The organism is Brochothrix sp., assembly GCF_017549435.1.
Classification (GTDB): domain Bacteria; phylum Bacillota; class Bacilli; order Lactobacillales; family Listeriaceae; genus Brochothrix; species Brochothrix thermosphacta.
In genome coordinates, this window is record NZ_JAFYUW010000024.1 from 1 (window position 1) to 13147 (window position 13147).

Consider the following 13147-nt stretch of genomic DNA (forward strand, 5'->3'; position numbering starts at 1 on the left):
AACGAGTCTTATTTTTGCTATTTTTAATAACGAACGCACGTTTGTGAAAGCAAACATCACATGATAGAAAGGCGCTGTTAAGCATTGGTAAAACAAACAACTGAATATAATGATGATGCAATACAGATATTAGAAGGATTAGAAGCTGTTCGAAAACGTCCAGCAATGTATATTGGTTCAACTGATGCGCGAGGGTTACATCACCTTGTGTATGAAATAGTCGATAACTCTGTTGATGAGGTCCTTTCTGGGTTTGGTCAAAAAATTGAAATTACAATAAAAAAAGATAATAGTATCGTCGTAAGTGACGAAGGACGTGGTATGCCTGTTGGTATGCACAGTTCTGGTAAACCAACAGTTGAAGTTATTTTAACTGTGCTTCACGCTGGTGGTAAGTTTGGTCAAGGTGGCTATAAAACATCTGGGGGCTTACACGGTGTAGGTGCATCTGTTGTTAACGCTTTGAGCGAATGGTTAAAAGTTACCGTTTACCGTGATGGGTATGAGTATGAACAAACATTTAAAAACGGTGGGGTACCAGTCACAAAACTTGTTAAGCTGGGAAAAACTAAACGCAATGGAACAACGTTGCATTTTAAACCAGACCCAACCATTTTTTCAACAACAACTTATAATTATGATGTTCTTAGCGAACGTTTGCGCGAATCAGCTTTCTTGCTTAAAGGCGTTGAAATTATATTAACGGACGAACGTGAAGCAGATAAGTCAGAAACATTCCTTTACGAGGATGGAATTGCTGCGTTTGTCAGTTATTTAAATGAAGATAAAGAAGGCCTGCACGATACAGTTGTGATGGAAGGCGTTCAATCTGAAATGGAAATCGAAATGGCTTTTCAGTTCAATGATGCCTATTCAGAAACAATTCTTAGCTTTGTAAATAATGTACGTACAAAAGGCGGGGGAACGCACGAAGCTGGAGCTAAAGCGGCAATGACACGTGTCATGAATGAATATGCTCGCCGTACAGGTATGTTAAAAGAAAAAGATAAGAACCTTGAAGGTAGTGATATACGTGAGGGGATGGCAGCTGTTATCTCAATTCGTGTACCAGAAGAATACCTCCAATTTGAAGGTCAAACAAAAGAAAAATTAGGAACATCTGAAGCTCGTGCAGCTGTTGATGCCGTTGTTTCTGAACAATTAGCCTACTTCTTAAACGAAAACCCAGAAGTAAGTCAACTGTTAATTCGTAAATCAATCAAAGCACAACAAGCGCGTGATGCAGCGCGTAAAGCACGTGAAGATACACGTAATGGTAAAAAACGTAAGCGTTCAGATACACTATTATCAGGTAAATTAACGCCAGCTCAATCACGTAACCCATTGAAAAATGAATTGTACTTAGTCGAAGGGGATTCGGCCGGTGGTTCTGCCAAGCAAGGTCGTGATCGTCGTTTCCAAGCCGTGTTACCTTTACGAGGAAAAGTTATCAATACTGAAAAAGCTAAATTAGCTGATATTATGAAAAATGAAGAAATTAGTACAATCATTCATACTATTGGTGCCGGCGTAGGTGCTGATTTTGATATTGAAGATTGTAATTACGATAAAATTATTATTATGACCGATGCGGATACCGATGGGGCACATATCCAAGTCTTGCTCTTAACGTTCTTTTATCGTTACATGTTGCCGTTGATTAAAGCAGGCAAGATTTATATTGCTTTGCCACCTCTTTATAAAGTAAGTAAAGGTGTCGGTAAAAAAGAAGTGATTGAATACGCGTGGACGGACGATGAGTTAGAAGTGGTCTTAAAAAACTTTAGCCGTGGTTATATTATTCAGCGTTACAAAGGTTTAGGTGAGATGAATGCAGATCAATTATGGTCTACTACAATGGATCCGGAATCACGTACGTTGATTCGTGTACGCATTGATGATGCTGCGCGTTCTGAACGTCGTATTTCAACGCTGATGGGCGATAAAGTTGAGCCGCGTCGTCGTTGGATTGAAGGTAATGTAGAGTTTACATTAGAGGATGAACAAAGTATTTTAGAAAACGAAAATGTAATGATTGAGGGGGATTCCGATGCCAATTCATGATGGGATTCAAGATTTACCATTAGAAGAAGTCGTTGGCGACCGTTTTGGTCGTTATAGTAAATATATTATTCAAGAACGTGCCTTACCAGATATCCGTGATGGACTAAAACCTGTACAACGTCGTATTTTATATGCCATGTATGCGGAAGGTAATACCAATGAAAAAGGGTTCCGTAAATCAGCTAAAACAGTCGGTAACGTTATCGGTAACTATCACCCACACGGTGATTCATCAGTGTATGAAGCAATGGTTCGTATGAGTCAAGATTGGAAAAACCGTATGCCTTTAATTGAAATGCATGGTAATAACGGTAGTATTGATGGTGACTCTGCAGCTGCGATGCGTTATACAGAAGCACGTTTAGGTGCATTGTCGGCTCATTTATTGCAAGACCTTGAAAAAGGTACAGTGGATATGATCTCAAACTTCGATGAAACAACGCATGAACCAACGGTGTTACCTGCACATTTCCCTAACTTGTTAGTGAATGGTGCAACAGGTATTGCTGCGGGTTATGCAACAGATATTCCGCCACATAACTTAGCGGAAGTGATTGAAGCGGTTATTTATCGACTAAAACATCAAAATTGTAGCATTGATGATATCATGAAAAAAATACCTGGCCCTGATTTTCCAACAGGCGGTATCATTCAAGGTGTCAGTGGTATTAGAAAAGCGTATGAAACAGGTAAAGGTAAGATTTTCATTCGTTCTAAAACTGAAATTGAGACAATTCGTAGTGGTCGTCAACAAATTATTGTGACTGAAATCCCTTATGAAGTAAACAAAGCAAACCTTGTCAAACGTATTGATGAGTTACGTCTTGATAAAAAAGTCGAAGGTATTTCTGAAGTCCGTGATGAAACAGATAGAACAGGCTTACGCATTGCAATTGAATTGAAAAAAGAAGTGAATGTCACTGGTATTCTTAACTATTTATATAAAAATACGGATTTACAAGTGTCGTATAACTTCAACTTAGTGGCAATTGATAATAAACGCCCACGTTTAAACGGCATTTTAGGTTTTATTGATGCTTACATTAAGCATCAGCATGAAATTATTACACGCCGTTCGCATTTTGAGATGAAAAAAGCGCGTGAACGTCAACATATCATCGAAGGTTTGATGAAAGCCTTATCAATTCTTGATGAAGTGATTGCAACAATTCGCTCATCAAAAGATAAGAAAAATGCAAAAGATAATATCATTGAAAAATATCAATTTTCTGTTGAACAAGCGGAAGCAATTGTTACTTTACAACTTTATCGTTTAACAAACACTGATATTACTGATTTGCGTTCAGAAGGTCAGGCGCTATCGGATAAAATTGCGCAATTAGAGGCGATTTTAAGTGATGTAAAAGTAATGAATGCAACACTTGTTAACAACCTGAAAATGATTAATAAACAATTCCCAAGTGTACGCCGCTCTCAAATTGAAGAGAAAATTGAGGAATTAACAATCGATCGAACTGTTTTAGTTGCGAGTGAAGAAGTAATGGTGACTGTTTCAGAACAAGGATACGTGAAACGTTCTGGTCTCCGTTCATTCAGCGCTTCAAACGGCATCGCTGAACTGGGCATGAAAGAAAATGATCATGCTGTTTTTGCTCAGCAAATGAATACCATGGATTTTGTGCTCTTGTTCACAGATAAAGGGAATTATATTTATCGTCCTGTTCACGAGCTCACTGACATACGTTGGAAAGATTTAGGTGAACATATTAGTCACTTAGCACATGCAGATAGCAGTGAACGAGTGATTGCTGTTTTACCTGTGAAAGAATTTGATGAATCGACGTCAGTTGTCTTTACGACAGCAAACGGGATGATCAAACGCAGTGCGCTTAATCTTTATAATCCACAGCGTTATGCGCGAAGTCTAGCAGCTGTTAAGTTAAAAGCAGGGGATGAAGTTATCAATGTTTTCCTTGTTCAAGACACAGATACCGTAACAATGACGACTAATTTTGGGTATAACCTTACTTTTGCAATTACCGATGTACCTGTAGGTAATGTGCGAACATCAGGTGTAAAAGCGATCAACTTGAAAAAAGAGGATAAGGTAATTGGTTGTGTGAAACTTGAAAAACAACATGACTTGTTATTGGTCACTCAACGTGGGTCTGTTAAACGTTTCTCTCAACGCCATTTAGAAGTTCAAAACCGTGCATTGCGTGGTTTATTGATGTTGCGTGAATTGAAAGCAAAACCACACCGTTATATCGCAATGATGTCTGTTACAGCAGATGACAAAGTGAATGTGCTGACAGATAAAGGTGAGGTAACAGTGGTAGAAGTTAAAACAGTTAACAGCGTTTCTGATCGTTATTCAAACGGTTCATTTATATTAGATGAAAATGAAGATGGTCAGGTTAGTGCGGTATGGTTAGACGTTAACGTCGCTAAATAACCCTAGGGAGGTCTTTGATGACTGAAATATATGCACATCGAGGAAGCAAGGGGACACACCCTGAGAATACCTTGATAGCCTTTAGAGAATGCCTTAATTTGGCCATTACAGGAATAGAGCTGGATGTCCATTTATCGAAAGATGGCAAACTGATTGTGATGCATGATGACTTTATTGATCGTACGACCAATGGTAAAGGTGAAATTCGCAACTATACACTTGCTGAGTTGAAAAAATTTGATGTGGGTAATTATCGTGATGAACCACAAAAAATTCCTACGTTGGAGGAAGTACTTGATTTATGTCAGTCATCAGGCTTAACCTTGAACATTGAGCTTAAAACAGATGTAAATCGTTACCGAGGCATTGAACGAAAAGTTTTGCGTTTACTCAAGAAAAAGCAGGGTAATTTAACCGTTATTTTTTGTTCGTTTAACTTTAAAACGCTGCGCCGTTTACGTCGCTTAAATCGAAAAGCGAACCTCAATGTTCTCATTAAACGTAATCTAAAGCCCGGTTTAAAATGGGCAAAAAAAGTGAAAGCTGATGCGATGCATCCGCCGTTTTACATGAAAAATAAAGCTGAGGCGTGGGAAACACTTTATAAAACCCGTTATTGGACGATTAACAAAGTCGAGGATATGCGTGAGTGTTTTGCAAATCCAAATGTAACAGGCTTTATGACGGATTTCCCTGCGTTAGCAGCAGAAATTAAAGAAGAGATGGAAAGGGCGGAAACAGATGTCTAAACGTCCCGTTGTGGCCTTAATTGGCCCAACTGCTGTTGGGAAAACCGCTTTAAGTTTACATTTAGCGCAACGATTTGGATCGGAAATCATCAGTGGTGATTCGATGCAAATCTATCGTGAGATGAATATTGGTACGGCGAAAGCAAGCGCAGCTGAGCAAAAACAAGTACGTCACCATATGATTGATATCGTTGATCCGACGACGAACTTTGATGTCTCGCAGTTTGTGCAGACAGCACGTCAAGAAATTGATGCCATGCCAATTACTGCTTTACCCTTAATTGTTGGTGGCACAGGTTTATACATTCAATCCGTGTTATTCGATTTTAAATTAGGACAAGCACCAGATAACCCAATTGTAAGAGCTAAATACGAACAACTGTTATCGGAACAAGGAAAAGAAGCGTTATTTGCTGAATTAGAAGCAAACGATCCTGTTTCCGCAACGTTGATTCACCCCAATAATACGCGTCGTGTGATTCGTGCGCTTGAGGTGACTGAGGTAACAGGTATTCCTTTTTCTCAACAACAACCAGAACCGCCCCAAGCACATTACCCACATTTAATTATTGGGCTTAATACAGAACGAGAGCGATTGTATGAGCGTATTAATCAACGTGTGGACCAAATGATGAGCGAAGGGCTTGTTGCTGAAGTAAAGGCCTTACAGAGTAAACTAACAGCTACAACCGCCTATCAAGCAATTGGTTACAAGGAAATTTTAGACTATTTGGACGGACGCTGTTCATACGAAGCTGCCGTCGATTTAATCAAGCAACGGTCGCGTCATTATGCCAAACGACAATTAACGTGGTTCAATAATCGGATGAACGTTTCTTGGCTTGATGCAGAAGATCCTGAATTGCTAGAGAAAGCGACAAAATTAGTAGAAAATTTTATAAATAATACAAAAAAAACTATCTAACTGGGATAGTTTTTTTGTTGCTTAAAAGTTGATTTATCAATGTTTGTTAGCAAATTGGACTATACAAATGTAACAAAAACTAACAAAATAAAGTCATCTGTAAGAATATCTAACATAATGATTGTAATTGAATTTAAAGTCGAGTAAACTTACACTATCATCTTCGTTAAGGTGACAAATTCAAGGTAATGAGGTGATTGGAAGTGGCTAACAGAGAAATTAGACGAACGTTTGCTGTTTTTCCAATTGGTTCCGTCATGAAACTAACAAATTTTAGTGCACGACAAATTCGTTATTATGAGGAGCAACAACTCATCACTCCCGATCGTAATCAAGGCAATCATCGCTTGTTTTCACTAGATGACATTGATCGTTTGCTAGAAATTAGAGATTTTTTAGATGAAGGTTACACTATTGCGGATGTGCGTGATATTTATCGTCGCCGCTTAGAATCTGATAAATCTGACGATGCCAAAACACGTCGTTTATTACGCGAGGAAATTCTAAACTCAGGTCCATTTAGGCAACAGGGGCAAATGCCAGGTAGCACATTTAGACAATAAACTATTTTACCTATTTTAAGGAGGAAGATTAATGAGTTATACGAAAGAGGATTTACTAGCGATTGCAGAAACAGAGCACGTCAAGTTTGTGCGTTTACAGTTCACAGATGTTAACGGTACGATTAAAAATGTTGAGGTGCCAGTTAGTCAACTCGATAAGGCACTTAGCAATAAAATGATGTTCGATGGTTCATCAATCGACGGTTTTACTCGTATTGAAGAAAGTGATATGTTATTATATCCCGATTTTAACACATGGGTGATTTTTCCATGGACGGCAGAAAAAGGCAAAGTAGCACGATTAATTTGTGATGTTTACACACCTAATCTACAACCGTTTACTGGCGATCCTCGTATGAACTTGAAACGTGTTTTAAAAGAAATGGAAGCAGAAGGGTTCACATCATTCAACTTAGGACCTGAACCAGAGTTTTTCTTATTCAAACTTGATGAAAATGGTAAACCTACTTTAGAATTAAATGATAACGCTGGTTACTTTGATTTAGCACCCACTGATTTAGGTGAAAATTGTCGTCGTGATATTGTACTTGAATTAGAATCAATGGGCTTTGAAATTGAAGCGTCACATCACGAAGTAGCTTCTGGTCAACATGAAATCGACTGGAAATATGCTGATGCAGTTTCGGCGTGTGATAATATCCAAACATTTAAATTAGTTGTTAAAACAATTGCTCGTAAACATGGTTTGCATGCAACATTTATGCCAAAACCTATTTATGGCATTAACGGTTCAGGAATGCATTTCAACATGTCATTATTTAACGAAAAAGGAAATGCCTTTTACGATGAAAATGGCAAAGACGGTTTAAGTGAACTCGCTTATCACTTTATTGCAGGGATTTTACGCCATGCAAAAGGGTATACAGCGGTTACTAACCCAACAGTTAACTCATACAAACGCTTAGTACCTGGCTACGAAGCGCCAAGTTACATCGCATGGTCATCTTCTAACAGAAGTCCACTTGTTCGTATTCCATCGTCACGTGGCTTATCAACACGCGTTGAATTACGTAGCGTTGATCCATCAGCGAACCCATATCTTTCTATGGCAGTTGTATTACGTGCTGGTTTAGATGGTATTAAACGCAAATTAGAAGTACCTGCACCAATCGATCGTAACATTTACAGTATGACAGCAAGTGAACTAGAAGAAAATGGCATTGATCAATTACCAAGTGATCTTAGCCGAGCACTTGAAGCCTTATCAAAAGATCAAACAATCATTGATGGATTAGGTGAGCATATTTATGCCAACTTCCTTGAATTGAAAAACCTTGAATGGGATTCTTATAGAACGACTGTACATGCTTGGGAACAAGAGCAATACCTCGAACTTTATTAATCACCCTAATTAAGCCCGCCAGACTAATGTTTGGTGGGCTTTTTTTGTTGAAAAGGAACATAGGTGAAGCAGAAATTAAGTGATATTCACCTCGTTAAATTTGTCAATCAAACTATATGTGATTTTAGTCGTGATAATAATTTCTAATGTCGTGTCCGGATCATTATGAACAATAGTCTCTGTCATAACTTGGATAGTTGAGGAGTTCTAAGAGGCTGTAAACGCAACTGCAGCTTAAATAATGTGCAGTGATTATTTTTTATGACCGCAATGATGTCTTCGTTTCGGAGTGTCAGAGAAAAAGTACGATAATAAATTAGGAATACCGTCGAACATAAAAAAAGATAGTTTTAACCCTGGCACATTACACTTTTGACTGTAATATTATTTAGATGGACAATATTAGGTTAATGCACTGTAATTCATTGTGTCTATAAGTCGCCGTATACTTATTTTGTTATATCAAAATTCGATTTAATTAGTAGCGATACGGATATATATGTTATAATTTCTGATGTAATTAGTATATGTGAAAGCATATTTAGTGTGCGACTCATATATACTGTTATCTATAACTTACTGCTAAAAAACAAGTGTAAGTAATGCGCCAATTGATTATCAATAATGTAATAGAAAATTAAATAAAGAGGAGTACATATGAATAATAATGAAGAGTACGATCGTTTGATTAATAGTTTAATGCATCAAAAAAACAAAGAAAAAAAATATTTGCTGAAAATTGAAATTGCAAAAGCGACAGACAGAAGTGTCAAAAAATCTCTACAAGAAATTTTAAAAGACATTCAAAAAAGAGAAAGACGTAATTTAGTACTAGCAATTATTACACTCATCGTTATAGTTTTTGTATTCTTATATATTTTAGGTAAAGGGACAAACTTATTTACAGACGATAAAACAAGTGGAATTTCAAGTGAAAAAAATCCAATATCAGACACTGGGAACGATCAAAATGATAATAATGCAGGAAACCAATCTGATGATCAAGAGAGTAATCAAATTACAACTAAATCAAGCTCATTATCTGAGGATCAGGTGAAAAATTGGGTTAAAGCAGTTTGGGAAAAAAGATATAATGGTGATATATTTTACGACTTATATAGATTTGATGTGACTTTGAATAAAAATGATAATTTAGTATACGTTACAATAAAAGCTCCAAAAGATAATGATGAAAGTAATGTAGTATTTGATAGTTATGGAGAGTTTAGAATTAACGAATCGGGTCATCTAGAAGAATCAGGACGTTTTGTGGATAGTAGTGAATATGAATCGTGGTCTTTGGTATCTAGTGAATTTATGGATGTCTCAAATGTTGAAACTAGATTCTTAAACTATCAAGCGGTAAATACAAAAGATTTAAATTCAATACAAGCAATTACATGGGCAAAAAATAGTATGTTTAATTATCTGAGGTACCCACGTACAGATATATTATTTTATACGGAGTTATCAGAAGAAAGAATGCTAGAAATAACAGCCTATGAATGGGACACTTCTCATGAAGACAAAAAAATAATTCAAGTGTTTCGGGTTAATGCTGATGGATATTTAGAGACCAAGAGTCTTTCAGAAAATAAATGGGATATAATTAATAAAGAATATTTATACACAAGAGATGTTCGCTAATACAAAAAAATCTTTTTAATACCTTAAGTTTCACCTCTGTTCTATTTGTCTAAATGATTATTTAAAATACCTCGAACTTTATTAATCACCCTAATTAAGCCCGCTAGACTAATGTTTGGTGGGCTTTTTTTTTGCTGACAGCGTTGCGAATTTATTCGCTTACGAAGGCAGTATGGGACGGAGCATTCGAAAGAAAGTGAGTACTATTCATCTGAATTTTTGAAGTTGTATTCTAGAAATACTTTTTCAATGTTCTTAGACTGCGTTTCATTTGTGGAGAAATCAATTTGTTGTCACCAAAAATAAGTGTTTGATAGAATGAATCTTAGCCATTTTTTCACACTTATTTGTAGTTAGTTGTTAACAGGTGATACGAAATGAAAAGGTAAATATAAGTTGTTATTGCTTGAATTCGAGTTATAATTCTCGTACAATATAAATAGAGAGAGGCATGCTGTCAACATAGCCCTCAATGTAGAACCGTTTAAAGACGGTGGCTAGAATTTAATAATTTTTTCAAACCATCTAATCCGGCCAAAGAGTTAGATGGTTATTTTTTGCTGTTTTTGTATAATAACACCAACGCTGCAAATTGAATAACAAGCGCTAATGATTCATATACTGTCATGCTTACCTTAAGTTGCGATTTCTGTGGCTGAAAATCTAGGTTATTCAGCGATTAAATTCACTTTGTATGGAAAAAAATTGACAAAAATAAATAAGGAAGTCTTAACGATATTTCCCCAGACAAAGATTCGCATAATGGCGATGTTTAGAAAGGGGCAAGTTCATTGGGAGCTATAGGTAGCAAGAAAATAAGAAGTGGGGCATAGGTCTCTAATCTGAAACGTAGAGGAGATTAAAAATGGAGTTACAAATAGAAAAAAATAAAATAACTTTTGATTTAGACAACGAAATTCCTTTTTTTCAAGTAGGAGATAAATACAGAGTGAGGTTTGGAATAGATGATTTTAACCGTGAAGAAATGAAATGCTTAATACGAGAAGTTTTCCCTAACAAAATGAGTTGTTCGCTTTTAACGGAGATTTTGACACCCACTTATTCAAAAGAGAAGACAAATATTGGGAAGTATATAGGAATAACAAATTGGAAAGAAGATAAATATTTTAGTGACGTCGAATATATAATTGCGACTATACGGGAAGTAGAACCGAAAGAATTACTTAACTATTCTTTATATATAAAAAGAGGCCTAGTAAGCCCCTTTATATGTTTTCACGATAAAAAGAGTGTGTATTATATTAGTGATTCGGTTATAGATATAGTTAGCTCTTCAACTGACTTTATAGAATTAGTAAAGGGGGAATATCAAGGGAGAGTGAATCATTATTATGACAAAACATAACAATTGTTTTTATAACGCACAAATAAAATATACTATCATGCTTACCTTTCTAAAAAGGCTTGCCAACAGAACAACATAGGCATCACCTCTTTCTTAATGAAGCTTAGCCACTTTTTTTACACTTATTTGTAGTTAGTTGTTAACAGATGATGGGGAATGAAAAGGTGAATATTAATTGTTATTGCTTGAACTCGGCTTATAATTTTCGTACAATATAAATAGAGAGAGCTATGCGTCAACATAGCCCTCAATGTAGAACCGTTTAAAGACGGTGGCTAGAATTAAATAGTTATCAAAAAACCATCTAAGACTGGCAAAAGAGTTAGATGGTTATTTTTTGCTGTTTTTGTATAATAACACCAACGCTGCAAATTGAATAACAAGCGCTAATGACTCATATACCGTCATGCTTACCTTTCTAAAAAGGCTTGCCAACAGAACAACATAGGCATCACCTCTTTCTTAATGAGATTTAGCCACCATCTTCACACTTTCCTACATTTAGATGATAACATAAGTCAACAGGTCATACGAAATGAAAAGGTGAAACTTCGCCAAAAATTGTGAAGTCACACAAGTTTCCTCAGACAGAGTGTTGTTTTATAATTTAGAAATATTTCATGTTAAGATTATTTCTAAAATAATAGTTTTTATCGATCAGGAAAATCATTCTATTTTCAAGTATTACCTTGTTGTGGCGGTGTTTTGTTGCTATATTAGAAAAAGGGGTGATTAAATGAATGAAATCGATTATTTAGCAGATGTTATTTCAAAAAATAGTTTTGCTATTGAGATTATAAATGCAGGTGGTAATAGCATCTATGACACTGCACGAAATAAGACGGTAAAGGATATACTCAGTAATGCTCCAATAAATTTTAAGCAACAACGTTTAACAGAAATGTTTGATTTTTTGATTGAGAGCGAATGTATCCTTGTTGCAAACGAGAAACCTTTTAAGAATTCTGGACATGATATATCACAGGAGTTAACAAAAAAATTCCTGAGTTAACTATATAGTAAATGGGTAAGAAATAGAGCTATCCTCGTTAATAGCTCTTAAGATTGTAAAAGCCAGTGAAATTTGTGTTTTTATACAAATTCCACTGGCTTTTTTATTTGATTGAATAATCCTAATTAAGGTAGATTAGATTCGTAAAGTTTAATGTAATCGTCGACAGATTGTCTACTGACGAGTTCTTCAATAAGAGTGTAAGGAATTTTATTGATATTACTAAAACGAATACAACTTTTCCCCATATTTAATTTGGTAGAAACATGGTGTGGATACTCGGCAACAAACCATTCTAATAAAGCAGGGTCTGCATAGAGTCCTAAATGATAGAGTGAAATGTGGTTCTTTTGAACACCTATACTTAAAAAGGGGAGTGGTAATTCAGGGGTAACATGGTAACCTGCTGGATACAATTCCTTTGGAATAACAAATGTAGGCATGTCGTATTGCATAATACAAACAAATCCCTCGGGTAAGGCATTGGTAACTGTTGTTAATAGTCTTTCGTAGGCTGATCGACGTGTTTCATCAATCGCCGCAATATATTCTGAAATAGTCATGTCATCACTCCCTTAGATACCTTTAATTTTAGCATAATGAAAGAATGATAGCTGGAAAATCTTCAGAATATAAAAAGGTAAAATACGCAATTGATGGAAAGGTATTTATAAGACAATAATATCTGCATTAGTACTTAATTAAATATAAAGATGCTTATAAGACATGAATCAAATGGAATGGTACTCGCATTCTTCGAAGGCTCCGTCCCATACTACTCTCGTAAAGCGGATAAATCCGCTACGATATTAGCACTCATACTGTCTTTGTATGCTCATGTCTTTGCTTCGATAACAGTAATTTAAAAAACTCTTCCTAACAAAAAGCGTCAAAAAGAGTTTTTTTCCAATTTATTCGGAGCTGATCGTTTGGTTTTGCTTTTATTCAGTGATTTTAATTGTTTTGATTTTGATGTCTTTTTCTGGTTTATCATTGGCGCCGACTTCAGTTTCAGCAATTTTATCAACGATGTCTAAACCTT

Annotated in this window: 10 protein-coding genes; 9 read left to right on the forward strand and 1 reads right to left on the reverse strand. The window is 36.0% G+C overall.

The window, feature by feature from the left end:
• The first annotated feature begins 84 nt into the window (after window positions 1–84).
• From parE to IKV95_RS01540, 9 genes are all read left to right on the forward strand, one after another.
• A complete protein-coding gene (gene parE, locus IKV95_RS01500) occupies window positions 85–2064 on the forward strand; it encodes a DNA topoisomerase IV subunit B (RefSeq protein WP_069119950.1) in 1980 nt (659 codons plus the stop codon).
• Window positions 2051–4480 carry a DNA topoisomerase IV subunit A gene (gene parC / locus IKV95_RS01505; protein ID WP_029090981.1) on the forward strand — a complete coding sequence of 810 codons (2430 nt, stop codon included), beginning with the start codon at window positions 2051–2053 and terminating at the stop codon, window positions 4478–4480. The genes parE and parC overlap by 14 nt, the downstream gene beginning before the upstream one ends.
• Window positions 4481–4497: 17 nt before the next feature.
• Window positions 4498–5229: a glycerophosphodiester phosphodiesterase family protein gene (locus IKV95_RS01510; protein ID WP_069134563.1), complete on the forward strand. Its 732-nt coding sequence runs from the start codon at window positions 4498–4500 to the stop codon at window positions 5227–5229.
• Window positions 5222–6154, forward strand: coding sequence for a tRNA (adenosine(37)-N6)-dimethylallyltransferase MiaA (gene miaA, locus IKV95_RS01515; protein ID WP_287451337.1), 933 nt, complete (start codon window positions 5222–5224; stop codon window positions 6152–6154). Before IKV95_RS01510 ends, miaA begins: the two co-directional genes overlap by 8 nt.
• A gap of 203 nt (window positions 6155–6357) precedes the next feature.
• Window positions 6358–6717, forward strand: coding sequence for a MerR family transcriptional regulator (locus IKV95_RS01520; protein ID WP_029090978.1), 360 nt, complete (start codon window positions 6358–6360; stop codon window positions 6715–6717).
• Window positions 6718–6748: 31 nt separating this feature from the next.
• Window positions 6749–8080 (forward strand): type I glutamate--ammonia ligase, encoded by a 1332-nt coding sequence (gene glnA, locus IKV95_RS01525; RefSeq protein WP_069119945.1) that lies wholly within the window; start codon window positions 6749–6751, stop codon window positions 8078–8080.
• A gap of 657 nt (window positions 8081–8737) precedes the next feature.
• Window positions 8738–9727, forward strand: a complete 990-nt coding sequence (locus IKV95_RS01530; protein WP_287451338.1) for a hypothetical protein — start codon at window positions 8738–8740, stop codon at window positions 9725–9727.
• Window positions 9728–10592: 865 nt separating this feature from the next.
• Window positions 10593–11093 (forward strand): phage tail protein, encoded by a 501-nt coding sequence (locus IKV95_RS01535; RefSeq protein ID WP_287451339.1) that lies wholly within the window; start codon window positions 10593–10595, stop codon window positions 11091–11093.
• Between the two features lie 736 nt (window positions 11094–11829).
• Window positions 11830–12105, forward strand: a complete 276-nt coding sequence (locus IKV95_RS01540) for a hypothetical protein (protein WP_029090976.1) — start codon at window positions 11830–11832, stop codon at window positions 12103–12105.
• 125 nt (window positions 12106–12230) lie between these two features.
• Here the strand turns inward: IKV95_RS01540 and IKV95_RS01545 are convergent, their stop codons facing one another.
• Window positions 12231–12668 carry a DUF1801 domain-containing protein gene (locus tag IKV95_RS01545; protein ID WP_287451340.1) on the reverse strand — a complete coding sequence of 146 codons (438 nt, stop codon included), beginning with the start codon at window positions 12666–12668 and terminating at the stop codon, window positions 12231–12233.
• Window positions 12669–13147: the final 479 nt, after the last annotated feature.